Source organism: Streptomyces aureus, from assembly GCF_000725495.1.
GTDB classification, from domain to species: Bacteria; Actinomycetota; Actinomycetes; order Streptomycetales; family Streptomycetaceae; genus Streptomyces; species Streptomyces aureus_B.
In genome coordinates this window covers 396,066-421,849 of sequence record NZ_JNZD01000013.1, presented here as the reverse complement: position 1 = coordinate 421,849, position 25,784 = coordinate 396,066, and the positions used below count along the sequence as shown (strand labels likewise).

The following is a 25,784-nucleotide window of genomic DNA, read 5'->3' as shown; positions in this document are numbered from 1 at the left end:
ACCCGGCACGGCCGATGTCCGGGCGGGGGCATACCGTGAGGAGTCGAACACGACAGACGAAGCAGGTCGGGAGCGAGGAGAACGGGATGGGCAGCCGCACCGCGCTGGTCGAGGATCTGATGGAGCGGTTCCCGCACGTGCCGCGGGAAGCCGTCATCAAGGAGGACCTGCTGCGCGGGGGCGTGGCCTTCGACGCGTCCGCGCTCAGCGACAACGAGAGCGGCGAGGTCAAACCGAAGTCGTACTTCATCTTCTCCTTCGACCACGGCACCCTGCCCGAGCTGGGCGAGGCCGCGCTCCGGCGTCCGCCGGAGGAGATCATCCTCACGGGCGGCCCGTACGACCTGCGCCGGACGGTCGTGTCCGTGCGGGTCAATCCCGCCTCGCCGTACCGCGTGGCCGCCGACGACGAGGGCGTCCTCGGGCTGTACCTGGACGGGAAGCGGATCTCCGACGTCGGCGTGCCGCCGATGCCCGAGTACTACCGGCACACCCTCTCGAACGGGAAGTCCGTGATGGAGGTGGCCCCGACGATCCAGTGGGGCTATCTCATCTACCTCACCGTCTTCCGCGTCTGCCAGTACTTCGGCGCCAAGGAGGAGTGCCAGTACTGCGACATCAACCACAACTGGCGCCAGCACAAGGCGGCGGGCCGTCCCTACACCGGGGTGAAGGACGTCGAGGAGGTCCTGGAGGCCCTGGAGATCATCGACCGGTACGACACCGCGAAGGCGTCGACGGCGTACACGCTCACCGGCGGAGCGATCACCAAGACGGTCGCCGGCCGCGACGAGGCCGATTTCTACGGCCACTACGCCAAGGCCATCGAGGAGAGGTTCCCCGGGCGCTGGATCGGCAAGGTGGTGGCCCAGGCGCTGCCGCGCGACGACGTCCAGCGCTTCAAGGACTACGGCGTGCAGATCTACCACCCGAACTACGAGGTGTGGGACCGCCGGCTGTTCGAGCTGTACTGCCCCGGCAAGGAGCGTTACGTCGGCCGGGACGAGTGGCACAAGCGCATCCTCGACTCCGCGGAGATCTTCGGCGCCCGCAATGTGATCCCGAACTTCGTCGCGGGCGTGGAGATGGCCGAGCCCTTCGGCTTCACCAGTGTCGACGAGGCGATCGCGTCGACGACCGAGGGCCTGCGGTTCTTCATGTCGCACGGCATCACGCCCCGCTTCACCACCTGGTGCCCGGAGCCGACCACCCCGCTCGGCAAGGCGAACCCGAACGGTGCGCCGCTGGAGTACCACATCCGGCTGCTCGAGGCCTACCGCGCCACGATGGACGACTTCGGGCTCCAGTCGCCGCCCGGGTACGGCGAGCCCGGTCCCGGCCGCGCGGTCTTCTCCGTCAGCTCCTTCATGGACAGCCTGCCCGCGCAGGAGCCGGTCTCCCAGGTGTGACCCGGCGCCCCCGAGGGCGCACCCGTACGGCCCGGACGCCCCGTCGGCGTCCGGGCCGTACGCGTCGTGTCCCGTCGGGTCCGGCCGTAGGCGTCCTGTGCCGTAGGCGTCCGGCCGCGGGCGTCGTGCCCCGTTGCGCCCGGTGCGGCCCCTTCGCGCCCGGTCTGCCACGCCGCGGAATGGCGGGTCCTGTGAAGGTTGGAGTGATCGGTTCCCCTCTTGGACGCCTTCCGTACGACACTCTGGCCACCGGAGTCCCGGCGCGGGCGACCGAGGGCCACCCCGGGCCGCGGACACCAGGTTTCGGCCCGCCGGTGTTCGGCGGTCCGTCCCGTGATCGCGCGACCGCATGATGTGACGACGTCGCTTGTCAGTTGTGTCGAAAGCGTGAAAGGCTCTGGCCCGTTGTTTTGAAGGCCCCCAACTCTGTCTGAAAACCGGCGAGTTGGGCGTTGTCCGACGTTGCACGCGGAAGCCGTGGATGCAGGAGCCCCCATGCCAGACCTGCCGACCCCCCAGGACGCCGCCGAGGCCGCGCTGTTCTCGGAATGCTGGGACGCCGTCCTGTCGTACGCCGACCTGTGCACGTCCGGGTCCGCCGCGGCCACGCAGCTCGCCACGGAGGCGTTCACCCACGGCATCCACGAGGCCCGCTCCGTCTCGGCCCGCACGAAGACCACCGGCCGCCGGAATCCCCAACTGCCCCGGATCCCGATGCTGTTGAACTCCGTGCGGACCACCGCCGCCGCCTGGGAGGCGCACGGCCAGGGGCACCGGCTGGACCCGGACCTCCGGCTGTGGCTCAACTCCGAGAAGGCCGCCCGCTACACCGGCCCCCCGCTCCACCGCCCGGTCGCGCTGCGCGGTCTGAGGGACCTCCAGGAACCCGACGCGGCCCTGCTGTGGCTGGTCGAGGTGGAGGCGCTGCCGCTGCCCGCGGTGGCCCGGCGGCTCGGGCTCGACCCGGTCGCCGCGGCCGAGGAACTCGGCCAGGTGCGGGCGCTGTTCAGGGACCGGTGCCACCGCAACCACCTCGACACCCCGATGGACGCGCAGTGCCGCAGCTACGCGCGGCTGCTCGACGCGGTCACCCGCTCGCCGGGTGCCGAGACGCCCGAGGACCTCTCCCAGCATCTCGCCCGGTGCGTGGAGTGCGCGGAGGCCGCGGCCTGTCTGCGGCTGCACGGCGGCGGACTGCCCGCGGCCCTCGCGGGCGGCGTCATCGGCTGGGGCGGCCTCGCCTATCTGGAACGCAGGCGCCGTGCCGCGGAGGCGGGGCTCGCCGGCGGGCGTACGGACGCGGCCGCCGACACCGGGCTCGCCGAGAACAAGGAGGCCGCGCCCCGGATCGGCCGCACCGGCCTGCTCGTCGCCGCCGTCATCGTCTCCGGGCTCGCCCTCACCGTCTCCCTGATGCCCTTCGGCTCCGGGAACGACCACGACGTCTCCGCGCGCGGAGAGGCGGCCGACGGCCGGCCGGTGGCCGACCCCGCCGTCTCTTCCCCGCCGGCGACCCGGCGCGCCGAGGGCGCGCTCGTCTCGCCCGAGCCCGTGGACCCGAGCGCCGGCACCGGTTCGAAGTCCGACCCCGAGCCCCAGGGCACGTCCTCGTCGTCCCCGGCCCACGCCACCGGGCGGACCCCGGGCTCCAAGGGCTCCACGGAACCCGCCGAGGCGACCAAGGGCCCCGCCTCCTGCGAGGTGAAGTACACGGTCGTCGACCAGTGGACCGACGGCTTCCAGGCCAGTGTCAGCGTGACGTCCGCCAAGGCCCTCGACTCCTGGCAGATCGGCTGGGCCTTCGACGACGGCCAGCGGGTCACACAGATGTGGGACGGCACGGTCGGCCAGGACGGCTCCCGGGTGACGGCGACCGCCGCCGACTACAACAAGTCGGTCGCCGCGGGCGGCACCTTCGCGGTCGGCTTCCTCGGCAGCTGGCACGACGCGAACACGGCACCGGACGACTTCACCCTCAACGGCGGACACTGCACGACGGCCGGCTGACACCGCCGGCGCGCCGGGCCCGGCCGACCGCCCCCGCCGAACCCCGGCGGGGGTCTTTTATTCGGTTGACGGGGCCGAAGGGGGCCCCGGTACAGTTCACGCGTCGACAACGAGGCGTCGGCATCGAGGCCCGGCCTCGAGCGAGATCCAGGAGGTGTGACCGATGGCTGTCTTTGCGACGGGCGCTGCCCGAATCCAGAAGTTCATCAAGTCCACCTCCGTGGCCGCCGGCTGACCTTCCTCTTCCTTCGCGCCGCAGTGCGCGTCGCCGGGGCCGCCCTTGTGAAGGGTCTCCCTTGACTTCCAGCTCCGCCTTCTCCACCCCGTCCGCCTCCCTCGGACTCTCCCCGCTCGTTCCGTACGGCTGGGACGATGCCTGGGCGGACGAGTTCGCCCCCTACGACGCCGAAGGCCTCGTCGCCGGACGCGTGATCCGTGTCGACCGCGGCCAGTGCGACGTCGCCACCGCCGACGGCGTCATCCGCGCCGACACCGCCTTCGTCACCCCGCACGACCCGATGCGCGTCGTGTGCACCGGTGACTGGGTCGCCGTCGAACAGGGCGGCAACCCCCGCTATGTGAAGGCTTATCTGCCGCGCCGTACGGCCTTCGTGCGCTCCACCTCCTCCAAGCGGTCCGAGGGGCAGATCCTCGCCGCCAACGTCGACCACGCCGTCGTGGCCGTCTCCCTCGCCGTCGAGCTCGACCTCGGCCGCGTCGAGCGCTTCCTGGCGCTGGCCTGGGAGTCCGGCGCACAGCCCGTGGTCGTCCTCACCAAGGCCGACCTGGTCCCGCAGGCGGCGACCCTCGCCCATCTCGTCGAGGACGTGGAGACCACCGCTCCCGGTGTTCCCGTGCTCGCGGTCAGCTCCGAGACGGGGGAGGGGCTCGACGTCCTCGAGGCCGTGCTCGCCGGCGGTACGGCCGTGCTGCTCGGCCAGTCCGGCGCGGGCAAGTCGACCCTGGCCAACGCGTTGCTCGGCGAGAACGTGATGGACGTACGGGCCACCCGTGACATGGACGGGAAGGGCCGCCACACCACGACGACCCGCAATCTGCTCGTGCTGCCGGGCGGCGGTGTCCTCATCGACACCCCGGGGCTGCGCGGGGTCGGGCTCTGGGACGCCGAGAGCGGTGTCGGGCAGGTGTTCTCGGAGATCGAGGAGTTCGCCGCCGACTGCCGCTTCCAGGACTGCGCCCATGTCGCCGAACCCGGCTGCGCGGTGCTGGCGGCCGTCGACGCCGGGGAACTTCCCGAGCGGCGGCTGGAGAGCTACCGCAAGCTGCTCCGCGAGAACCAGCGGATCGTCGCCAAGACGGACGCTCGGGTGCGCGCCGAGATCCGCCGCGACTGGAAGCGCAAGGGGGCGGAGGGCCGCGCCGCGATGGAGGCGAAGCGCGGTCGCTGGTAGCGGTCGCTGGTAATCGGGCGGCGGGGGCGCCCCGGACCGGGTCACCTGTCCCGGGTCCGGGTCCGGGTCACCTGTCCCGGGTCCGGGTCACCCGTCTCGGGTCCGTGGCGCCCCGTCCCGGGTCCGTGGCGCCCCGTCTCTGGTCCGGGGCGTCCCCGTCCCGGGGCCATGGCGCCCTGTCCGCGGTGCATCGCGTCTCGCCCCGGATCTGTCGCGCCCCGCCGCGTGCGGGCGCGTCGTCCCGGGGCGGGGCGTGGTGTCCGATTTCCGCCAGCCGGTGGCCGGGCCGCCGGGACACACTGGAAGGGTGAACGACGAGGACACCAGGTACGAAGCCGTGCGGAGCCGGGACGCCCGGTTCGACGGGGAGTTCTTCTTCGCCGTACGGACGACGGGGATCTACTGCCGGCCCAGCTGCCCCGCGGTGACGCCCAAACGGCACAACGTGCGGTTCTACGCGACGGCCGCCGCCGCGCAGGGCTCGGGCTTCCGGGCCTGTCGCCGCTGCCGCCCGGACGCCGTGCCGGGCTCCGCGGCCTGGAACGTACGGGCCGACGTCGTCGGCCGGGCCATGCGCCTGATCGGCGACGGCGTCGTGGACCGCGAGGGGGTCGGAGGACTCGCCGCGCGGCTCGGCTACAGCGCCCGCCAGGTCCAGCGGCAGCTCACGGCGGAGGTCGGCGCGGGTCCGGTCGCCCTCGCGAGGGCCCAGCGGGCGCACACCGCGCGCACGCTCCTGCAGACCACCGGGCTGCCCGTCACCGAGATCGCGTTCGCGTCCGGGTTCGCCAGCGTCCGCCAGTTCAACGAGACGATCCGCACGGTCTACGCCTCGACGCCGAGCCAGCTGCGCGCCGCCGCTCCCCGTCCCGGCCCCGCCCCGCGGAGCGCCGCGACCCCGGCGGCGGGTGTCCCGCTCCGGCTCGCCCACCGCGGCCCCTACCAGTCGGCCGCCGTCTTCGACCTGCTGGCCGCCGAGGCCGTCCCCGGCATCGAGGCCGTCACCGGCGGCCGGGGCCTGCGGACGTACCGCCGGACGCTGCGGCTGCCGTACGGCACCGGCATCGTGGCCGTCGACGAGCGGGCGGGTGCCGGGGCGGGGCGCGCCCGGGCCGTCGGCAGGAGCCGGACCGGCGCGACACCGGGCCCCGGCGCCGCCCACCCCGGCGGCTGGCTCGACGCCCGGCTGCACCTCACCGACCTCAGGGACCTCACCACCGCCGTGCAGCGGCTGCGGCGGCTGTTCGACCTCGACGCGGATCCGTTCGCCGTGGACGAGCGGCTGGGAGCCGACGCCGTGCTGGGTGCGCTGGTCGCGGCACGGCCGGGCCTGCGGTCGCCGGGCACCGCCGATCCGGACGAGCTGGCGGTCCGCGCGCTGGTCGGGGAGGCGGAGGCCGGACGGCTGGTGCTGCGGTACGGGAAGCGGCTGGACGCCGAGTGCGACACGCTCACCCATGTCTTCCCCGAGGCCGCCGTGCTCGCGGAGGCGGAGCCCGGCGGACCGCTCGGCGCCCTGACCGCGGCCCTCGCCGACGGCACCCTGCGTCTGGACCCGGGGGCTGACCGGGAGGAGGCGCGGGCGGCGCTGCTCGCCCTGCCCGGGATGGACGAGGGTGCCGTCGCCGTCATCCGCGCCCGCGCCCTCGGCGACCCGGACGTGGCCCCGCCCGGGGTGGACGCCCCGGACACCTGGCGACCCTGGCGCTCGTACGCCGTCCGGCATCTGGCGGCGGCGGGCGGGTGACGGTCCGGGGGCGCGGCGGGGGAACCGGCCGTCGTACGGAGTGACGGCGCGGGACGGACGGGCCGCACCCACGGTCGTACGGCGCCGGGTGCGCGGGCCGAACCCACGGTCGTACGAGGTGACGGCGCCGGGTGCGCGGGCCGAACTCGCCGTCGTACAGCGTGACCGCCCCGGCGGAACTCGTCCTCGGGTGGCGTGACCGACCTGCGGTGCGCAAGCAGAACTCGCCCTCGTGCGGCCCGGATCGCGCGGGCTGTTCCTCGACTCGGCTCAGCTGCACGGGCGTTCAGTCGTCGAGGCCCCAACTGTGGATGCGCCGCGGGTGGATGCGGATCAGTTCCTCGCTGAACTGCGGCCCCAGGTCGTGGGCCCCGGTGAGGAGTTCCGCGTCTCCGCGGATGTCGACCCCGCGCACCTTCCACGGCCGCAGGCTCACGACGTCGTCGACGACGAGCGCGACCTTGGGGTTCTTCTGGAGGTTGCGCCACTTCTTCGTGGTGCCCATCGAGTAGCCGCCGATCAGGATCGTCCCGTCCTCCTGCGGGAAGAAGCCCACGGGATTGGCCTGGGGCTGCCCGAGGGGGTCGACGGTGGCCAGCCGCCCCAGCCGCTGCGACTTCAGATACGCGCGCTCGGCCTCACTGAATCCGGTCATGGCAGCAGCCAAACACGCCCCGCCCCCTCGGCGCATCGGGTCGGGGACCTAGGGCCTGTCTGACAATTCCCGTCTGCCCGGCGACGCGGGGCCGGCACGCCGAGAGCACGTACCTGACGCCGCCGGGCCGCCCTCCGGGCGACGACGCGAATTGTCAGACAGGCCCTAGGACCGGGGGAGGAGAGACCCGTCCGGCCCCGGCCGTCCGGCCCGCCCGTTCGGGCGCGTCCGGCGGTGTGATCATGTGATGCCGTGGTGCGGGGGCGGGGAATCGATCGCCCCATGTCCCGAGCGATCACGTACCGGCGTCTTCTCGTCCCCCTCGCGACCGCCCTGGTCCTCACCTCGACGGGTGCCGCCGCGGCGATCCCAGCCCCCGGAGCCCCGTCACCGGCCCCCCGCCCCCGGCCCGGGGTCTGGACGGGAACCTGGGAGGCGGCGGCCTCCGGCACCGTGCCCGCGCCGCCCGGCGCCTCGGTCCGCAACGTCGTCCACACCAGCGTCGGCGGCCGGGCCGCCCGTGTCCGGCTCTCCAACCGGCTCGGCACCCGGCCGCTCCGGCTCGGCTCCGTGACCCTGGCGCTCCAGCAGCCCGGCGAACCGGGAAGCCCCCGGGCCCGCGCGGGCTCCCTGCGCACGGTCACCTTCGGGGGCTCCGGGTCGGTCACCGTTCCGGCCGGCCGGGACCTGGTCAGCGACCCCGTCGCGCTGCGCGTCCCCGCCGACGCCAACCTGCTGGTCTCGGTGCACACCCCTGGCGATTCGGGCCCGGTGGCCTACCACCGCTCCGCGCTCCAGACGAACTTCGTCGCCCCCGTGGGCGACCGGACCGCGGAGGAGAGCGGCGCCGGGTACACCGCCACCGTGGGCAGCTGGTACTACGTGACGGGGGTCGACGTGCTCGGAGCCCCGGCTGCCGGCAGTGTCGTCGCGCTCGGTGACTCGATCACCGACGGAACCGGCTCCTCGCCCGACGCCAACCACCGCTGGCCCGACCTGCTCGCCGCCCGGCTGCGCGGACTTCCGGCACACCGCAGGCCCGGCGTCCTCAACGCGGGGATCGCCGGGAACCGTCTCCTGCTCGACGGGCGGGGCCCGAACGCGCTGGCCCGTCTGGACGCCGACGTCCTCTCCCGAGCGGGCGTCCGGGCGCTGATCGTGCTGGAGGGCGTCAACGACATCAAGGGAACCCCGGAGCAGTCGGACCCCCGCACGCTGGAGGACGCCTACCGGCTCGTGGTGCGCCGCGCCCACGCCCGCGGCATCCGGGTCGTCGGCGGCACGATCACCCCGTACGGCGGTCACGCCGCGTACACCCCGGCCCGCGAGGCCGTGCGGCAGGCCGTCAACGCCGCCATCCGCGCCCGGGGGATCTTTGACGCCGTCGCGGACATGGACGCCGCCGTCCGCGACCCGGCCCGCCCGGACCGGATCCTGCCGGCCTACGACCCCGGGGACCACCTGCACTTCAACGACGCCGGCATGCGCGCGCTCGCCGACACGATCGACCTCCGGTCCCTGCTGACCCCGAGCAACGGTCCCCAGGCCCCGGACACCGGCCCCCAGGCCCTGGACGCCTGGCACCCGACCCGTGACGCCGGACGCCAGGTACCCGAAACCGGACTCGGACTCCGGGCGCCGGGTCCTCGGAACCCGGCGTAGGACACCGAACCGGGGAGACCCGGCACCGGGCAGCCGACCCCTGAACGCCCTAGCCCCAGATCACCGCGCCCAGCCACGCGCCCATGATCAGCAGGCAGGCGAACAGTTCCGTCAGCACGCTCCAGCCGCCCGCCCGCATCGCGGTGCGCACCGCGGCCTTCGCCGGGCCGTGGCCGCCGAGGCGCAGCCGTTCGCTGAGGTAGATCCCGCCGACGAAACCGGCCACGGCGCCGATCACCGGGACCAGGAAGAAGCCCAGGAAGGAGCCGCCCCCAGCGAATACCGCCATTCGGGTGGTGGCGCCGCTCTCCCGCAGCCGTCGTGGCGGCAGCATCCAGCGGACGGCCTGGGAGAGCAGCAGGACCGCCGTCGAGGCCACCAGGACGGCCCAGGACAGCGCCTGCGGGTAGCTCAGCGCCCACCACAGCACGGCGGCCCAGACGAGCCACGACCCCGGCAGACCGGGCACCAGTACTCCGACCAGGCCGAACAGCATCACCACGCCGACCAGCAGGAGTTCCCACACTCCCATCTGCCCAGCCTGCCCGAGCCGACGGGAGCGCGCAGGTCAGCCTCGCGCCACCCAGCCCCGCTCGTACGCGTGCCAGCCCAGTTGCAGCCGGGTCGTCACGCCCGTCAGCTCCATCAGCCGCTTGACCCGGCGCTGCACCGTCCTGAGGCCCAGGTCGAGCTGTTTGGCGACGCTCGCGTCGGTCAGACCGGCGAGGAGCAGGGAGAGGATCTCCAGGTCGGTGGTGTCCGGTCCGTCCGGTTCCTGCTCCAGTACGCCCCGGCTGCCCAGCCGCAGCGGCAGCGCCTCCCGCCACACCGACCGGAACAGCCCCGACAGCAGTTCCAGGAGCCCGCTCGCGTGCACGACCAGCGCGGCCGGCTCGGCGGTGTGCGAGGTGAGCGGCACCATCGCGAGCGTCTGGTCGGCGATCACCAGCTTGGTCGGCACGCGGTCCAGGACCCGCACCTGCTCGTCGCGGCCGAGCGCGGCCGACAGCTCGGTGATCCCGGCCGGCTGGTCGAGCACGGACCGCTCGACGACCACGCGGTAGCGGACGCCCCGGCCCGCGGCCTGTTCCTCGGCGTCGTTGTCCGCGCCGGACACCACCATCGGGGTGCCCGTGACCAGCGCGCACACCTCCTCGACGGCGCCGAGCTGGAGCTGAAGGAAGCGCTGTGAGACCGCCGCGGCGCCGATCACCACCTCGACCAGGTCGTGCACCGCCGGTTCGGCGGCGGTGCCGCGGTACTCCTCGGCCAGCAGCGCGGCCGCCAGTTCCGCCTTCTCCAGTTCGTGGCGCCGCTGGGTGAGCAGCGCGCCCAGCGCGACCCCGGGCGGGGCCGCGACCCAGCGTCCGGGCCGCGCCGAGGACTGGGCGGCCAGGCCGTTCAGCTCCAGCCGGCGCAGGGCGCGCTCCGTCTCGTGCTCACCGAGCGTGAGCCGGCGCGCCAGATCGGGCACCTCGGCGGCGCCCGCGGACACCAGCGCGCGGTACGCCGACTCGTGGGTCTCGTCCAGACCTATCGCTCCCAGCATGCGGAGTAGCCCCTCCCTCGGATGCGTTCCGGCCGGCCGGCCCGGCCGTGGCGGAAATCGGCCACGGCGCAAACCCGCCGCGGCACATCATCGCCGTACCCCCCGCCCCTCTGACAAGCTCACGTCACCGAGCTGCCCGGGCGGGACGACGAGGTGCCGACCGGTTCCTTCGTTCGTACGCGGGTCCGTCGCCCGCGCTGCGGGTGAACCCGCCCCGGAGCGCGCGGGGTCGCGGCGGCCGGCCGCCGCGAGGGCCGAGCCGGTGCCGAACCGGACGGCCTCGACGGCGACTTGGCCGTCCGGACCGCGGCCCGGCCGGTCCACCGCGTGCGCGGGGGCGGCCCTCCGGACGCCGCCGGGCGGTTCTCCCGTGGGGGGTGGGACCGCCCGGCGGCCACGCGTCCGCCCGCACCGGTGCGGATCCCCGTTCGAGCGTTCACGCGGCGCGCCGTTCGACGGCCCGCACCTTGGCCGGTTTTTCCGGATGCCCCGTTTTCAACCCGCCGTCTCGGTGGACAATCGGGGGCATGAGCCAGCAGGGGGACAGGCCCACCGGTCACGAGGACGACTGGTGGCGGCAGTTGTACGACGACTCCACCGAGGACACGGGGCCCGCGCCCGTGGCCGACTCCCTCGACGACCGGTTCGCGTCGGCGTCGGGGACACTCGGGGACGGGCTGGACAGGGGCCCGGAATCCGGGCGGGACACCCGGCCCGTGCCCGGGCGGAGGGCAGGGTCCGGTGCGCGGACCCCGTCGGAGCCCGGGCCCGCATCCGCGTCCACGGGAAGGCCCCCGTCCCACCTGCCGCCCGCACCGGACCGCCGTCCGGGGCCGGACGTGCCGCGCGTACCGGGCGGACGGCGCCCGTCGTCGGACGCCGGGGCCGGTCCCGATCCGAGGTCCGCGGCGGGCGGGGCGTCCGCCCCGGGGCCCGGCACCCGTGCTCCCGGCGGCCCGCCGCGCCCCGAGCGGCCTCCCGTCGTACCGGGGCCCGCCACCCCCGACTCGGGGACGGCACGCCCCCTGCCGCCCGAACGGCCTCCCGGCGCACCGGGCCCGTACTCGTCCGAGCTGCCTCCGGCCGCGCCCGGCCCGAACCCGCCTTCCGCAGCGCCCGGCCCGAACCCGCCTGAACGGCCTTCCGCCGCGCCGGACCAGTACCGGTCCGAACGGCCTTCCGCAGAGTCGGGTCCGCCCCTGCCCGAACGGCCGCCCGCCGCGCCGGGTCCGAACCCTCCCGAGCTGCCTCCCACCGCGCCGGGCCCGTACTCGTCCGAACGGCCCTCCGCCGCGCCCGGCCCGAACCCGTCCGGACCGACCCCGTCGCGACCGACCCCGTCCGGGCCGGCGCCGTCCGACGAGCCGATGGCCCGGCCGGGCCGCTGGGAGCGAGGACCGGTGACGGGGCCCGGCGCGGACACGGGCGCGCCCGCCCGGCCGACGCCCTCCTCGGATCCCTGCTCCTCCGGTCCCGGCTCCCCAGCACCCGGCCCCTCTGATTCCAGCCCCTCCGACCCCGGCTCCTGGGAGCCCACCCACTGGGAGCCCACTCCCTGGGAGCCCCCGTCCTGGGACCTTCCGCGCCCCGCCCCGGCCGCGCCCGCGTCCCCGCCGGCCGGCCCGGAACCATCGGCGTCCGCTCCTCGGGAACAAGCACCGCACACCCCCCGGGAACCCGCCCCGCACACGCCCCGGGACGCCCGGAGCGCGGTGCCCTCCGCCCCCGCGTCCGACCGGGTGCCCGCGTCGAGGGCGCCGTCGGACGGGTCGCCGGAACCCGTGTCCGCGCCCGCCGTACCCCCGGAGCCCGGGGCGGACGTCCTGCCCAGCACCACCGGCGGCTTCCGCACGCCCCCGCCCGAGGCGCCCCCCGGGGACCAGGCGGAGGCCGGGCCCCGGGAGACGGTCCTGTCCGTCGTGGAACCGCCGCCCCCCGCCGGTCACGTCGGCTCCGGGCCGCCCACCTACGCCCCCGAACCGACCGCGCTGCCGCCCGCCGAGCCCGACGAGCTCGGTGACCTGGTCGCCGACACCGTGCTGGACGGAGCGCGGTACGGGGCGAGCACGCTGCGGGCCGTGTCCCTGCGCGGGGACTCCGCGCGCTACCGGGGCGAGCCGCGCCGGGACGCGCTGCTCACCGCCCGGTTCGGCACCGGCGAGCAGGCACTCGTCCTGGTGGCGATGGCGACCGGCGCGCGCGCCACCTCGGGCGCGCACCGCGCCGCGGCGGAGGCGTGCCGATGGATCGGGCAGGCCGTCGGACGCAGCCACGAACGGCTCTCCGAGGACATCAGGGCCGCCCGGCGCGGCGAGCTGAAGTCGGGACTGCACCGGCTCACCGACCGCAGCCTCGGCAAGCTGCGGGCGAGCGCGGCGGAGCAGGGCGTCGAACCGGAGGAGTACACCGCGGGCCTGCGCTGTCTGCTGCTGCCCGCCGATCCCCAGTGCCGGACGCGGGTCTTCTTCGGCGTCGGCGCGGGCGGACTGTTCCGGCTACGGGACGGCGAGTGGCAGGACATCGAGCCCCGGGTCACCGACACGGCCGGGGAGCCCGTCGTCGGCTTCGGATCGCCGCCGCACGAGACCCCCGGGGGCGACCGGCTCACCATGGACCTGGGCATCACGACACCGCCGAGCCCGTACGAGCCCGCTCCCCGGCCGCCGGGGGCCCCCTTCCGGTTCCGGGCCTCCGTCGCCCGCCCGGGTGACACGCTCCTGCTGTGCACGGGCGGTCTCGCGGAGCCGTTGCGCGGCGAGCCCGAACTGGCCGAGCACCTGACGACCCGCTGGGCGGAGGGGGAGCCGCCGGGCCTCGCCGCGTTCCTCGCGGACGCCTCCGTGCGGGTCAAGGGGTACGCCGACGACCGGACGGCCGCCGCCGTGTGGGAGGCGTAACCGCGCCCGGTGTGAATTCATGGAACCGAGGGACGAGCCGCCGGGTGGAGGAGGGGACCCGGGTACCCGAGGGCTTCCAGGACCACGAAGAGGTGTGTGCGGCATGGCCAAGCAGAACGTCGCCGAGCAGTTCGTCGACATCCTCGTCCGCGCGGGTGTCGAGCGGCTGTACGGGGTCGTGGGCGACAGCCTCAACCCGGTCGTGGACGCGATCCGGCGCAACGCGGCCATCGACTGGATCCAGGTCCGGCACGAGGAGACCGCCGCGTTCGCCGCGGGCGCCGAGGCCCAGGTCACGGGCCGGCTCGCGGCCTGCGCCGGGTCCTGCGGCCCGGGCAACCTGCACCTCATCAACGGGCTGTACGACGCGCACCGCTCCATGGCCCCGGTGCTGGCCCTCGCCTCGCAGATCCCCTCCGGCGAGATCGGCCTCGGGTACTTCCAGGAGACCCATCCCGACCAGCTGTTCCGCGAATGCAGCCACTACAGCGAACTGATCTCCAACCCCCAGCAGATGCCGCGGCTCCTCCAGACCGCCATCCAGCACGCGGTGGGCCGGTCCGGGGTCAGTGTGGTCGCGCTGCCCGGCGACATCGCCTCCCGGCCCGCCCCGGACAGGACCGTCGAGACCGCGCTCGTCACCTCCCGGCCCACCGTCCGGCCCGGTGACGCCGAGATCGACGAGCTGGTCGCGATGATCGACGCGGCGGAGAAGGTCACCCTGTTCTGCGGCAGCGGCACGGCGGGCGCGCACGCCGAGGTCATGGAGTTCGCCGAGAAGATCAAGTCGCCGGTCGGCCACGCGCTGCGCGGCAAGGAATGGATCCAGTACGACAATCCCTTCGACGTCGGGATGAGCGGGCTCCTCGGCTACGGGGCGGCCTACGAGGCGACCCATGAGTGCGATCTCCTCGTCCTGCTGGGCACCGACTTCCCGTACAACGCCTTCCTCCCCGACGACGTCAAGATCGTGCAGGTCGACGTGCGGCCGGAGCATCTGGGGCGGCGGTCGAGGCTGGACCTGGCGGTGTGGGGCGACGTGCGGGAGACCCTGCGCTGTCTGACCCCGCGGGTGCGGCCCAAGGGGAACAGGCGATTTCTCGACAAGATGCTGAAGAAACACGCGGACGCGCTCGAGGGGGTCGTCAAGGCCTACACCCGCAAGGTCGACCGGCACGTCCCGATCCACCCCGAGTACGTCGCCTCCGTACTCGACGAACTCGCGGACGACGACGCGGTGTTCACGGTCGACACCGGGATGTGCAACGTCTGGGCGGCCCGCTACATCTCCCCCAACGGCAGCCGCCGGGTGATCGGTTCGTTCTCGCACGGGTCGATGGCGAACGCGCTGCCGATGGCGATCGGCGCCCAGTTCACCGACCGAGGGCGCCAGGTCGTGTCGATGTCGGGCGACGGCGGGTTCTCCATGCTGATGGGCGACTTCCTCACCCTCGTGCAGTACGACCTGCCGGTGAAGGTCGTTCTCTTCAACAACTCGGCTCTCGGCATGGTGGAGTTGGAGATGCTGGTCGCCGGGCTGCCCTCCTACGGCACCACGAACAAGAACCCGGACTTCGCGGCGGTGGCCCGGGCCTGCGGGGCGTTCGGCATCCGGGTCGAGAAGCCCAAGCACCTCGCCGGCGCCCTCAAGGACGCCTTCCGCCACAAGGGCCCGGCCCTCGTCGACATCGTCACCGACCCGAACGCCCTCTCCATCCCGCCGAAGATCAGCGCGGACATGGTGACCGGGTTCGCGCTCTCGGCGTCGAAGATCGTGCTGGACGGGGGCGTCGGCCGGATGGTGCAGATGGCCCGCTCCAACCTGCGCAACGTGCCCCGCCCGTAGGGCGTGTTGCGAAGATCCCGCCTGCCGCGCGCGCCCGGGTGCCGCGCGGCTCCGTTTCAGCCGGGGCTGGAGAGGGACCAGCCGTTGTTCCGGTACCAGTAGTACGGCAGGCCCTTGATGCCGCTGGTACGGAACGGGGCACCCTGGTCGTCGATCCGGACCGTGCCGCTGCGGCCCCGCGAGGACCAGTCGAGCTCCAGGTACCAGCGGCAGTCGCAGTCCTCGGTCAGGGCGTTGACCTCCAGCACCTGGGGGTCCTCCACGGACACCCGGAAGGGCGGGCGCAGGACCTTCGGGCCCGTTCCGTCGTCGCTCGCGATCGGGTCGGCGACGGGCCGGTCCTTGTCCAGGTCGACGGTGAACGAGCCGAGTCCGAGGTCGCCGCCGCACCCGCCGCCGGTGGAGTAGGCCCTGCCCTTCAGCGGGGCCGACCGTCCGACGACGTGCACCCGCAGCGCCTCCAGGACCACGGCCGCGTCGGAGCGCCCCTGCACCGTGATGTCCACGATCGTCGCCTCGCCGTGCACCCCGTTCTGTGTCTGCGCCCACGGGGAGGCGTCCTGCGGGGCCGGGGGCGGCGGCACCTGCTCGGGCGCCTTGTCGATGACGTAGACGTGGCCGCAACCGACCGCCCAGCGGTGGGAGTTCACGGTCCAGGTGAGCGGGGGACCGGTCACGGCGGGGGCGGGGGAGGGGCTCCTGGACGGGCTCGGCGAGGCGGCGGGGCCGCCGGACGCGCTCGGCGTCGGGGAGCCCGACGGCCGGCCGTGCTTGCCCGAGGGGGACGCGGACGGTGTCGCCGAGTCGCGCCGCCCGCCCGCCGCCTTCGCGGTCGGCGTGACGGACGCCCGGTCGTCGGCGTCCTTCGAGGAGTGCCGGGAGGGCAGGGCGGACAGGCTGCCCAGGGTCGCGATCAGCGCGGTCACGACGGCCGCGGTGACCACGGCGCGACGCCGGAACCGGCGCTTGCGCGGCGCCCCGTCCCGGGCGGTGTCGCCGTCCGCGGGGTGTTCGCCGGGCACGGCCGCGAGGTCCGTGACCGGCGGCAGCGCGTCGAACGTACCCGGCGCGCTCCCCGGCGGGGGCGTTCCGCCGGCCTCACCGGGGCCCGGCCCGGTCCCGGACCCGGGGGCCCGCAAGGCGTCGGGCTCGTTCCCGGACTCAGGGGTGCGCGTGGCGTCCGGCCCGGTCCCGGACTCCGGGGTCTGCGCCGCGTCCGGCCAGGCCCCGGAAGCGGGGGCCTCCGTGGCGTCCGGCCAGGTGCCGGGCTCCGGGGCTCCCGCCGTGTCCTGCCAGGGCCCGGACTCCAGGGCTCCCGCCGCTTCCTGCCCGGACTCCGACGGGGCCTCTCCCCTGCCCTGCCCGGGTCCGGGCGCCGCCGTCCGGGAGCGCTGACGGGCCGCCACCGCCAGGATCCACAGGCGGTGGAGCTCGATCCGTTCGGCCGGCTCCGCCCCGCACAGCGTGGCGAACCGCTCCACGGACGCGAAGCCGAGCGGGACCGCCTCCCCGGAGCAGTACCGGTGCAGGGTCGAGGCGTTCATGTTCAGACGACGGGCGAGAGCCGCGTAACTGCGGTCGGTGCGGCCCTTCAAGTGCCGCAGCAGCGCCGCGAATTCCTCGACCTCGTCCGGGGATGACACCGTTTCCTCCGTTCCCGTCCCAGGACGGCATCCCAGGCACTCCTCATGTAGGAGGCGGCAGGGCTTGGGACGGTTCCATCCCGGGCCCCGGCTGGCCCCCGCGCCCTCCTAGCGGGCGGGACGCAGCCGGAGGGTGAGGATCTGGAACGGCCGCAGCTCGATCTCCTCGGGTGCCTCGTGCAGCGGCCGTTCGAGCAGGTCGGTCACCTCGGCGCGGGCGACCGGGAAACCGGCGGTCACCTTCGCGCGGGCCCGCCCGCCCCGCGACTCGTACAACCGCACCACCACGTCGCCGCCGCGGTCCTCGGCGAGCTTGACCGACTCGACGGTGACGGCCGGGTGGTCCACGCTCACCAGGGGCGCGACCGCCGGCACCGCGGCCCGGCGCAGCGGCAGGTTGAGCGCGAGCCCCTCCGCCACGGCGTCGCCCACCCCGGCGCCGGGCAGCAGCGCGTACGTGAACCGGTGCGTGCCGAGATCGGTCTCGGGGTCGGGGCTGTGCGGAGCGCGCAGCAGGGTCAGCCGTACGGTCGTGCCGAGGCCGTCGGCGCCGGGGGTGCGGGTCACGTCGTGGCCGTACGTCGAGTCGTTGAGCACCGCCACGCCGTACGACTCCTCCGCGACCCGGAGCCACCGGTGGGCGCAGATCTCGAAACGGGCCGCGTCCCAGCCGGTGTTGGCGTGGGTGGGACGGTGGACGTGGCCGAACTGGATCTCGGCGGCGGAGCGTTCGGCATGGACGTCGAGCGGGAAGGCGGCCTTGAGGACCTTCTCCGACTCCCGCCAGTCGACGTCGGTCACGATGTCCAGCCGGCGGCTCGCGGCGTCCAGCCGGAACTCCTGGGTGATCCGGGAGGATCCGAAGGTCCGGGTGACGCGCACGGCGGCCCGCAGCGGTCCGCTCTCCACCAGGTCCACCGACTCCGCGGCCGTGAGGTCCGTGCGGGTGCGCCGGTAGTGCCGGTCGATGTCCCAGGCGTCCCAGGCGTTGGGATGGTCGGGGTGGAGCTGGAGCAGGTTTCCGGGGCCGCACAGCACCTCCCGGCCGTGCGCGAGGTCCCGGACGGAGGCGAGCAGCCCGTCGGCGTCGATCACCACACGCAACCGGTCGTTCTCCAGCACCACGGTGTCCCCGCGCCGTTCGGCCCGGACGGTGGGGCCGCCGGGCCCGCCGGGCAAGGGGGCGGTGCCCAGCCCCGGCACCGTCACCAGCGCGTCCCCGGTCACCTCCGTCCGCTCGTACGGCGAGGCGTTCAGCACCGCGGCCGGTCCTGACCCCAGCGCCCGGACCGCGGCCGCGGTGATCTCCTCGATCTCGGCGAGCACCCGCGCGTAGGTCTCGCGCGCCTCCCGGTGCACCCAGGCGATCGAGGAGCCGGGCAGGATGTCGTGGAACTGGTGCAGCAGCACCGTCTTCCAGATCCGGTCCAGCGCGTCGTACGGGTAGCTGTACGAGGTGTCGCGCACGGCCGCCGTGGCGCACCACAACTCGGCCTCGCGCAGGGCGTGTTCGCAGCGGCGGTTGCCCTGCTTGGTCTTGGCCTGGGTGGTGTAGGTGGCCCGGTGCAGTTCCAGGTACAGCTCGCCCGACCACACCGGGGCCCCGGACCCGTACTCCTGCTCCGCGGCGGTGAAGAAGGCTTCCGGCTTCTCGATCTCGACCGTGGGGGAGCCCTCCAGGGACCGAAGCCGGCGGGCCTTCTCCAGCATCTCCCGGGTCGGGCCGCCCCCGCCGTCGCCCCAGCCGAACGGGGCCAGGGAGCGGGTGGCCGGTCCCTTCTCCGCGAAGTTGCGCTCGGCATGGGCGAGTTCACGGCCGTGGAACTGCACGTTGTAGGTGTCCACGGGCGGGAAGTGGGTGAAGACGCGGGTGCCATCGATGCCCTCCCACCAGAAGGTGTGGTGGGGCATCTTGTTGGTCTGGTTCCAGCTCAGCTTCTGGGTGAGGAACCAGCGGACGCCTGCGAGCTTGGCCAGTTGCGGGAAGGCGGCGGTGTAGCCGAAGGAGTCCGGCAGCCAGATCTCCTCGGTCTCGACGCCGAGTTCCTCCAGGAAGAACCGCTTGCCGTGCACGATCTGGCGGGCCAGCGCCTCTCCGCCGGGCATGTTGGCGTCGGACTCCACCCACATCGAGCCCACCGGCGCCCAGTTGCCGTCCCGGACGGCCTTCTTGATGCGTTCCCAGATGTGCGGCTGGTGCTCCTCGACCCAGGCGTACTGCTGGGCCTGGGAGCAGGAGAACACCAGTTCCGGGTAGTCGAGGGCCAGCGCGGTGACGTTGGCGAACGTGCGGGAGGCCTTGCGGACCGTCTCGCGCAGCGGCCACAGCCACGCCGAGTCGATGTGCGCGTGCCCGGTCGCCGAGATGCGGTGCGCGCTCGCCGCAGCGGGCCGCGCCAGCACGTCCGTCAGCTCGGCCCGGGCCGCCGCGGCCGTGCCGGACACGTCGTGCAGGTCGAGGGCGTCGAGCGCGTTCTCCAGGGCACGCAGGATCTCGTGCCGCCGCGGCCGCTGCGGATCGAGCTCGTACATCAGCTCCGAGAGGACCTCGATGTCGAGGACCAGATGCCACACGTCCTCGTCCAGTACGGCGAGATCGGCAGCCGCGAATCGGTAGATCGGCCGATCCCCCGCGGTCAGTACGTCTCCCAGACGCGTGGGTTCGAAGCCGTGCAGGACGGCGGGGTTCGCCGCCGCCTCCAGGAGCAGGCTCACCGCCTCGCCGCCCCCGGCCGGCGCGCCCACCGTCAGATGGCGGTTGCGGGGATGGATGCCCTTGAGGGGGACGCCCGCGGTGTCGTACAGCAGGCCCTCCGCCTGGAAGCCGGGTCCGTCCCCGGTGAACCCGGGGTCGATCACCACCTCCACGGGGCGCCCCGCCCATTCCCCGGGCACCCGGCCCTCGATGCGGAACCAGCTCGTAGACCAGGGCTTTCCCCATGGGGTTCCGGTCGTGAACGGCTCGTAGGAGGCCTGGAGCGCCTGCCCGACGGGCACCGGCTCACCCGGAACGTGCCACACCGACAGCGTGAGCGGCACCCGTTCGCCGTACTGCGCGGGGCGCAGGAACTGCCGCAGCGCGCGCTCCAGACGGGCCTCCACCAGCGAACGGTCGTCGTGCACGGCTGCTCCTTCGTCCCCGGACGGCTCTGTCGAACCCTTCACTTCCCCGTGCGGGCGGCGCGCACCCGCGGCCGTACGGCAGCCGGCCGATGATTCGGCATGACTGTCACGATCCAGAAGAGGGCATGGATCCCGTGAACGTGTTCGAGCAGAGGGGACCCGACATCGGCACGCAGGCGGGGGTCATGAAAAGGCAGGCATCAGGAGGTGGTCCCATGACCAAGGGGGCGATCTCCACCGATCCAGTGGAGGAAGCGTCCGACGGGGCGACGGACCGACCGGACGGCGCGCAGCTGAGGCGCCGGCTGGGCAAGGCGGACCTGAGGGCGGTGCCCGAGGCGCGCAAGGCGCTGAGGGAGCTCTTACGGTACTGGGGGAAACCGGGCGGGGCCGAGACGGCAGAGCTCTTGACCAGCGAGCTCGTCACCAACGCACTGATCCACACGGACGACGACGCCGTCCTGACGGCGACCATCGGACCGCGCGGACTGCGCGTGGAGGTCCGGGACTTCGTGGCCCGCAGGCCCCGGCTGTGCGTACCGAACGCCGACGACGGTACGCACGGCAGAGGTCTCGTCCTCGTCCAGTCCCTGGCCGACGCGTGGGGCGTACGGTCGCACGGGGTGGGCAAGGCGGTGTGGTTCGAACTGAACGGCGGCGCGGTGTAGGAACACCACGCCGCCGCCGTCGTGTCCGGGCCCGGCCGGGACTCCGGCCGGGCCCGGGACCCGGTCGATCAGCCGAACTGCTGCTCGAGGTCCTTGAGCTTGCGCTCCAGGGAGTCGAGCCGGGGCAGGGCCATCGTGTCGTCCTCCGTGGTGAGGTCGACGGTGATCGGCTCAGTGCTCTTGCGGACGGGCGAGAGCGAGGGCCGCGATCGTACGGGCAGTTGCTCCGCGGTGGATATGGCAGGCTCCGTGGAGGCTCCGGCGGGTGCCCGCTCCACGGTCGTGGTCTCCAGTTCCCGGGCGGCGCCGCGGCCGGGGAAGCCCCGGTGGCCCCGGCTGAGCGCCTTCAGGTGCGCCCGCTCGACCCGCTCCTCGTTGCGCCGGCGCAGCCGGTTCTGCTCCTTCTGCCGCCGGTCCTCGCGCACCTCGTCCACGGCCTCGTCCAGCGACCGGACGTTCTCCAGCAGCATCAGCGACCACGCGCTGTACGTCTCGCGGGGCGCCCGCAGCCAGCGGACGATACGGATCTGCGGCAGCGGACGCGGCACCAGGCCCTGCTCGCGCAGGGCGGCCCGGCGGGTCTGCTTCAGGGCCCGGTCGAACAGGACCGCGGCCGACAGGGACATCCCCGCGAAGAACTGCGGAGCGCCCGCGTGGTCCACGCCCCGGGGAGCGTGCACCCAGTTGAACCAGGCAGCGGCACCGGCGAAGGTCCACACGAGTATGCGGGAGCCGAGCGCCGCGTCACCGTGGCTGGCCTCGCGCACCGCGAGGACGGAACAGAACATCGCCGCGCCGTCCAGACCGAACGGGACGAGGTACTCCCAGCCGTCCGAGAGGCCGAGGTTCTGCTGGCCGAAGCCCACCAGGCCGTGGAAGGAGAGTGCCGCCGCGACGGCGGCGCAGCAGAACAGCAGGACGTAGGACGCCGTGCCGTAGACGGCCTCCTTACGCCTGCGCCGCTCCTCGGTGCGCTCCCACGAGTCGTCGCTGCTCGTGCTGTCCCCGGACCGCTTGCCGCGTGCGAGCACCGCCACCGCCGCCAGCAGGCCCAGGAGCAGAACGGCACCCGGAAGCAGCCAGTTCAGCGATATGTCGGTCAGTCTCATCCGGTGTCCCTTGCATTGGGATAGGGCGTAACGCCCGCCATAGTGGCCCAATCACATCGGCCCTCAGGGGGTTTCGGGGCAAGAGGCCGCCAAGGAAGTGCAAGAAGGTGCGCAGGGCGACTGTCTGCTCGAACTGCCGCACGAGGGACGGGAGTTGAGTACGAATAAGACTACCCATACGGATGGTTCCGCGGACGGTTCCCGTGACAGGTGAGGAAAATGTGAAGCGTCTGTGACCTTCGTGCCGCCGGTGTCTCAACTCGCCTCGGCGACGGCCGACTTGGCGATCCGATCCGCGTCGCAGGTGCGCGGGCAGGTGAGGCAGGTGTCGGCGGGGCGCAGCGTGTAGAAGAGGCAGCAGCTCACCCGGTCGCGGGTCGGCAGGGGTTCCCCGTCGGCACCGGTCAGTTCGCGGAAGCCGGCCGAACCCGCGTACGGGCCGGTCGAGCCCGGCAGCAGCAGCTCCAGCTCGCGCAGCGCGCGCCCCTCCTCGCCGAGCAGCCGCGCCACGTACCAGAGGCCCTCGGTCACCTCGTCCGTCGCCATGCCCCACAGCGCCCGGCCCCGGCGTCGCATCCGCGGCCCGAATCCGTCGAGCAGGGGTTCCAGGTGCTCGGCCACCGCGGCCCGCACCTCCGCGCGCAGCGCCTCCTCGTCCGGTACGACCCGGGCGCCCGGCAGCGTGGCGGCCGGATCGTCCGGCAGACAGGCGAACGTGGTGACCCGGACGGCCATCCGGCCCTGCTCGCGCCCGAACGTGACGTCGTCCACGGTCAGCCGGGGCACCCGGCGGGTCAGGAACCACGGCACGGTGATCAGCAGGCAGGCCGGCCAGGCGTACCGGTGCAGTCCGAAGCCCGCCACGACGTCGGGCCGGCCGCGGGTGCCGTAGTCGCGGACCACCTGGGCCTCGTCCCAGGCGAGGAACGCGTCCAGGTCCGGCCCGCCCTCCGCGAGCCGGGCGGCGGCTGCCCAGCCCGGGCCCCGGGGGGCCGTCTCGTCCGCCGCCAGCTCGGTAACGCCCAGGGCGGGGAACACCTCGCTCAGCCGCGCGTAGGCGTCCGCGACGGGTGAAGCGGGGCCCGGCGCGGCGGTGGCGGCGGCCGGGGCGGCTTCGGCGGACAGGGCGGGAGCGGGCATGCGGAACCATCGCTTCACGATCGTTAGCAGGTAAGCCTTACCTTACCCCGTCGTGCGGGTGTTTGAACTGGGGCCGCGTGCGCCTATCGTGCTTGACCTACGGGTAACAACCGGCGCCACACCACGGCCGGTGATCCCGCCCGACGACCCCCGTACCACCGACCCCAGTGACACCCACCCGGAGGAGGAACCGTGGAGCAGACCGGTCCGCGCGACGCGCGCGGCTCCGCCGGGTCCTGGGCCCCCTTCCGGGTTCCCCGGCAGACGGGGCCGGTGGACGCGGGGCGGACCTGGGGAGTGCCCGCGGGACTAACGGGCGACGCCTTCGGCGCGGGCCCGACGCCCGCGGGACTCACGGGCGACGCCTTCGGCGCCGGCCCGGGCAGCGGCACCCCCGCCGTCCTGGCCTCGGCCCGCGGCGAGCACACGCACAGCGAGACACCGATCCCGCACCCGCGGACCGAGGACCCCACCGCACACGCGGACGCCGGCAACACCGGTGACGCGCGCACGGACGGACGCGGCCCTGCCGCGGACACTGAGAGCACCCGCCCCGTACGCGCCGAGGGTTCCCGCCCTGCCGCAGGCGCCGAGAATGCCCGCCCCGGACGCACCGAGGGGCCCTGCCCGGCCGCGGACGCCGAGAGCTCCCGCCCTGCACGTGCCGAGGGGTCCCGCCCGGCCGCGGACGCCGAGAGCTCCCGCCCCGTACGCGCCGAGGGTCCTCGTCCCGCCGCGGACGCCGAGAACGCCCGCCCCGTACGTGCCGAGGGCTCCCGCCCTGCCGCGGGCGCCGAGAACGCCCGCCCCGTACGCGCCGAGGGTCCTCGTCCCGCCGCGGACGCCGGGCCCGTACACGGGGGCGGACCGCGCCCGCAGAGCGCCCGCCCGGAACCGGGCTCCGGCAATGGCCGGTCCACGCTGCCGGAGGAGCCCCGCCGGGCCGTGCGTGAGCCGGACGCCGGTGCGGCGCGCGCGGAGGGCGCCCGTTCCGCGCGTGCGGACGAGACCCGTCCGGCCGTACGACGGGAGAGCGCGCACGCCGTACGGGTCGAGGACCCCCGCCCGGCCGTGCGCGAGCCGGAGGCCGGTTCCGCGCGCGCGGCGGAAGCCCGGTCGGCCGTGCGGCCGGACGACGTCCGGGGCGTGCGGGCCGGCGAGGCGCGGCCCGTCGTGCGTGCGGAGGGGGTGCGGCCCGTCGTGCAGCGCGCCTCCGTGCGGGGGCAGATCCTCGACGCCCTGCGCACCGCCCTCGTCGCCGGCGAGCTCGCCCCCGGCGAGGTCTACTCGGCGCCCGCGCTCGGCGAACGCTTCGGGGTCTCGGCGACCCCCGTGCGGGAGGCGATGCAGCAGCTCGCCCTCGAAGGCGCCGTCGAGGTCGTCCCCAACCGGGGGTTCCGGGTCGTCGAGCGCGGCACCCGGGAAGTGGCCGAACTCGCCGAGATCCGGGGCCTGATCGAGGTCCCCGTGATGCTCCGGCTCGCGCGCACCGTGCCCGCCGCCCGCTGGGCCGAGCTGCGCCCGCTCGCCGAGGCCACCGTGCGGGCGGCCTCCTCGGGCTGCCGCGCGACCTACGCGGAGTCCGACCGCACCTTCCACCGGGCGGTCCTCTCCCTCGCGGGCAACGAGCAGTTGGTACGCATCGCCGACGACCTGCACCGCCGGGCCCAGTGGCCCCTCGTCGGCGGACCCGTCTCCCGGGGCCGCGCCGACCTGGTGGCCGACGCGGCCGAACACACCGCGCTGCTGGAGGCGTTGATCGCCGAGGACCTGACGGTGGTCCAGGCACTGGTACGGGAACACTTCACCGGCGCGACCTGAGCCACCCCGGATCCCCGACACCCCTGGATCCAGGCACCCCGGGTCCTCGTGCCCCGGCGCTCTCGCGCCCTGCACCCCGGATCCACGGGACCCCGGATTCCCGGCACCCGCACCCCGGATCTCCAGATCCTTGAGGCTTCCGGGTCCCCGGCAACACGATCCGCCCCGCCCCAGCCGCCGTAAGCGGGCCGCGCGGGGCGGCAATGCCCGTCACGGGTCCCGTGTCCGCCCGGTGCGTGCCGTCAGGCCGTTGCCGCCGGGGGCGACAACTGGTCCGCCAGCCACAGGGGGACGCCGCCGAGGAGGCGGAACAGCCGGCCCGCCTCCGCCCGCAGCCGTGACGCCTCCGGTTCGGTCTCGGCGTCGGCGAGCGAGGCCAGCGCCGGTGCCGTACCGACGAGATAGCCCAGCTCCTCCCGGATCCGCAGGGATTCGGCGAAGCCGTGCCGGGCCTCCGCCAACTCCCCCTCGCGCAGGGCGATCCCGGCGAGGTGCCGCCAGGTGAAGGACAGCAGCAGCGCGTCGTTCTGGGCGGTCGCGCCCGCGTGCGCCCTGCGGTACGCGGCACGGGCCGCCTGCGGCGCGTGGGCGAGGTTCTCGGCGAGCAGCCCGCGCCGGAAGTCCAGCAGGGCCCGCCCCGGCGCGCCCGGCGCGAGCAGCGCAGCGGCCCGCCCCAGTGCGGCCCGTGCCTCGTCGGCGCGGTCGCGCACGCTCAACAGGGTCGCGGCGTAGGCGAGTTGACCCCGCTCGCAGGCCGCGGCGCCCCGCTCGTCGTCGCTCTGGGCCAGCGCCTCCGCAGTGCGCAGCGCGTCCTCCGCCTCGGCCCAGCCCTGCTCGGTGTAGAGACAGCGCTCCACCAGGAGCGACGCTCTCTGCAGCGCGGGCGCCGCGGCGAGCGGCTGGATCAGCGCTGCCGCGTCGGCCCAGCAGGCCCGCGAGCGCAGCCGCCATACCGCGGTCTGGAGTGGATCGTCCCCTGCAGTCGTTCCGGTACCAGACATGGCGGTATGCGCCACGTTGCCCTCCCCGAGCACACCATTGAGCTGTTGAGTGCTGGCATCTCAGCATGGATCACGGGGCCCGGCCAAGAGGGTGG

The 25,784-nt window shown here is 74.3% G+C and carries 17 protein-coding genes; 9 read left to right on the top strand and 8 right to left on the bottom strand.

Annotated features, from left to right (window positions below):
* Positions 1-86 precede the first annotated feature (86 nt).
* The 4 genes from IO36_RS20265 to IO36_RS20250 all read left to right on the top strand — a co-directional run bounded on the left by IO36_RS20265 (position 87) and on the right by IO36_RS20250 (position 6,575).
* A complete protein-coding gene (locus tag IO36_RS20265) occupies positions 87-1,409 on the top strand; it encodes a radical SAM protein (RefSeq protein WP_037621746.1) in 1,323 nt (440 codons plus the stop codon).
* 495 nt (positions 1,410-1,904) lie between these two features.
* Complete coding sequence (locus IO36_RS20260; protein WP_037621745.1) at positions 1,905-3,416, top strand: cellulose-binding domain-containing protein; 1,512 nt, start codon at positions 1,905-1,907, stop codon at positions 3,414-3,416.
* Between the two features lie 296 nt (positions 3,417-3,712).
* Positions 3,713-4,828 (top strand): ribosome small subunit-dependent GTPase A, encoded by a 1,116-nt coding sequence (rsgA, locus tag IO36_RS20255; RefSeq protein ID WP_037621744.1) that lies wholly within the window; start codon positions 3,713-3,715, stop codon positions 4,826-4,828.
* Between the two features lie 307 nt (positions 4,829-5,135).
* Positions 5,136-6,575 (top strand): DNA-3-methyladenine glycosylase 2 family protein, encoded by a 1,440-nt coding sequence (locus tag IO36_RS20250; RefSeq protein WP_037621743.1) that lies wholly within the window; start codon positions 5,136-5,138, stop codon positions 6,573-6,575.
* A 286-nt stretch (positions 6,576-6,861) separates the two neighbouring features.
* Here the strand turns inward: IO36_RS20250 and IO36_RS20245 are convergent, their stop codons facing one another.
* Positions 6,862-7,230 carry a PPOX class F420-dependent oxidoreductase gene (locus IO36_RS20245; RefSeq protein ID WP_107065755.1) on the bottom strand — a complete coding sequence of 123 codons (369 nt, stop codon included), beginning with the start codon at positions 7,228-7,230 and terminating at the stop codon, positions 6,862-6,864.
* Positions 7,231-7,512: 282 nt separating this feature from the next.
* Between IO36_RS20245 and IO36_RS20240 the strand changes: the two genes are divergently transcribed.
* Entirely contained in the window at positions 7,513-8,892 is a 1,380-nt protein-coding gene (locus IO36_RS20240; protein WP_078943311.1) for an SGNH/GDSL hydrolase family protein, read from the top strand.
* A gap of 49 nt (positions 8,893-8,941) precedes the next feature.
* Here the strand turns inward: IO36_RS20240 and IO36_RS20235 are convergent, their stop codons facing one another.
* Together IO36_RS20235 and IO36_RS20230 are read right to left on the bottom strand one after the other, a co-directional pair.
* A complete protein-coding gene (locus IO36_RS20235; protein WP_037621741.1) occupies positions 8,942-9,424 on the bottom strand; it encodes a DUF456 domain-containing protein in 483 nt (160 codons plus the stop codon).
* A 36-nt stretch (positions 9,425-9,460) separates the two neighbouring features.
* A complete protein-coding gene (locus tag IO36_RS20230; protein ID WP_037621740.1) occupies positions 9,461-10,441 on the bottom strand; it encodes a TrmB family transcriptional regulator in 981 nt (326 codons plus the stop codon).
* A gap of 527 nt (positions 10,442-10,968) precedes the next feature.
* On the opposite strand from IO36_RS20230, the gene IO36_RS49355 reads away from it, so the two are divergent.
* Together IO36_RS49355 and IO36_RS20215 are read left to right on the top strand one after the other, a co-directional pair.
* Complete coding sequence (locus IO36_RS49355) at positions 10,969-13,338, top strand: protein phosphatase 2C domain-containing protein (RefSeq protein ID WP_078943310.1); 2,370 nt, start codon at positions 10,969-10,971, stop codon at positions 13,336-13,338.
* Positions 13,339-13,441: 103 nt separating this feature from the next.
* On the top strand, positions 13,442-15,184 hold the full coding sequence (locus IO36_RS20215) for a pyruvate dehydrogenase (protein ID WP_037621738.1): 1,743 nt from the start codon (positions 13,442-13,444) through the stop codon (positions 15,182-15,184).
* Between the two features lie 56 nt (positions 15,185-15,240).
* Here IO36_RS20215 and IO36_RS20210 read toward each other — a convergent pair whose 3' ends face one another.
* Both IO36_RS20210 and IO36_RS20205 read right to left on the bottom strand, forming a co-directional pair.
* Entirely contained in the window at positions 15,241-16,827 is a 1,587-nt protein-coding gene (locus IO36_RS20210) for a transcriptional regulator (RefSeq protein ID WP_037621737.1), read from the bottom strand.
* Between the two features lie 108 nt (positions 16,828-16,935).
* Positions 16,936-19,950 (bottom strand): alpha-mannosidase, encoded by a 3,015-nt coding sequence (locus IO36_RS20205; RefSeq protein WP_037621736.1) that lies wholly within the window; start codon positions 19,948-19,950, stop codon positions 16,936-16,938.
* Positions 19,951-20,165: 215 nt separating this feature from the next.
* Here IO36_RS20205 and IO36_RS20200 point away from each other — a divergent pair, with 215 nt between their 5' ends.
* Positions 20,166-20,618, top strand: a complete 453-nt coding sequence (locus IO36_RS20200; RefSeq protein WP_245173355.1) for an ATP-binding protein — start codon at positions 20,166-20,168, stop codon at positions 20,616-20,618.
* Positions 20,619-20,686: 68 nt separating this feature from the next.
* Here IO36_RS20200 and IO36_RS20195 read toward each other — a convergent pair whose 3' ends face one another.
* Together IO36_RS20195 and IO36_RS20190 are read right to left on the bottom strand one after the other, a co-directional pair.
* Positions 20,687-21,727, bottom strand: coding sequence for a DUF2637 domain-containing protein (locus IO36_RS20195; RefSeq protein WP_037621735.1), 1,041 nt, complete (start codon positions 21,725-21,727; stop codon positions 20,687-20,689).
* Between the two features lie 255 nt (positions 21,728-21,982).
* On the bottom strand, positions 21,983-22,867 hold the full coding sequence (locus IO36_RS20190; protein WP_051900702.1) for a (2Fe-2S)-binding protein: 885 nt from the start codon (positions 22,865-22,867) through the stop codon (positions 21,983-21,985).
* Between the two features lie 945 nt (positions 22,868-23,812).
* Here IO36_RS20190 and IO36_RS20185 point away from each other — a divergent pair.
* A complete protein-coding gene (locus IO36_RS20185) occupies positions 23,813-24,688 on the top strand; it encodes a GntR family transcriptional regulator (protein WP_107065765.1) in 876 nt (291 codons plus the stop codon).
* A gap of 242 nt (positions 24,689-24,930) precedes the next feature.
* Here the strand turns inward: IO36_RS20185 and IO36_RS20180 are convergent, their stop codons facing one another.
* A complete protein-coding gene (locus IO36_RS20180; protein ID WP_037621997.1) occupies positions 24,931-25,704 on the bottom strand; it encodes a hypothetical protein in 774 nt (257 codons plus the stop codon).
* Between the last annotated feature and the right edge of the window lie 80 nt (positions 25,705-25,784).

Excerpts from the sequence above, each read along its gene's own strand:
- IO36_RS20265 (WP_037621746.1), top strand. The coding sequence starts at position 87 with ATGGGCAGCCGCACCGCGCTGGTCGAGGATCTGATGGAGCGGTTCCCG.
- IO36_RS20260 (WP_037621745.1), top strand. The coding sequence starts at position 1,905 with ATGCCAGACCTGCCGACCCCCCAGGACGCCGCCGAGGCCGCGCTGTTC.
- IO36_RS20245 (WP_107065755.1), bottom strand. The coding sequence starts at position 7,230 with ATGACCGGATTCAGTGAGGCCGAGCGCGCGTATCTGAAGTCGCAGCGG.
- IO36_RS20240 (WP_078943311.1), top strand. The coding sequence starts at position 7,513 with ATGTCCCGAGCGATCACGTACCGGCGTCTTCTCGTCCCCCTCGCGACC.
- IO36_RS20235 (WP_037621741.1), bottom strand. The coding sequence starts at position 9,424 with ATGGGAGTGTGGGAACTCCTGCTGGTCGGCGTGGTGATGCTGTTCGGC.
- IO36_RS20230 (WP_037621740.1), bottom strand. The coding sequence starts at position 10,441 with ATGCTGGGAGCGATAGGTCTGGACGAGACCCACGAGTCGGCGTACCGC.
- IO36_RS49355 (WP_078943310.1), top strand. The coding sequence starts at position 10,969 with ATGAGCCAGCAGGGGGACAGGCCCACCGGTCACGAGGACGACTGGTGG.
- IO36_RS20215 (WP_037621738.1), top strand. The coding sequence starts at position 13,442 with ATGGCCAAGCAGAACGTCGCCGAGCAGTTCGTCGACATCCTCGTCCGC.
- IO36_RS20200 (WP_245173355.1), top strand. The coding sequence starts at position 20,166 with ATGACCAAGGGGGCGATCTCCACCGATCCAGTGGAGGAAGCGTCCGAC.
- IO36_RS20195 (WP_037621735.1), bottom strand. The coding sequence starts at position 21,727 with ATGAGACTGACCGACATATCGCTGAACTGGCTGCTTCCGGGTGCCGTT.
- IO36_RS20190 (WP_051900702.1), bottom strand. The coding sequence starts at position 22,867 with ATGCCCGCTCCCGCCCTGTCCGCCGAAGCCGCCCCGGCCGCCGCCACC.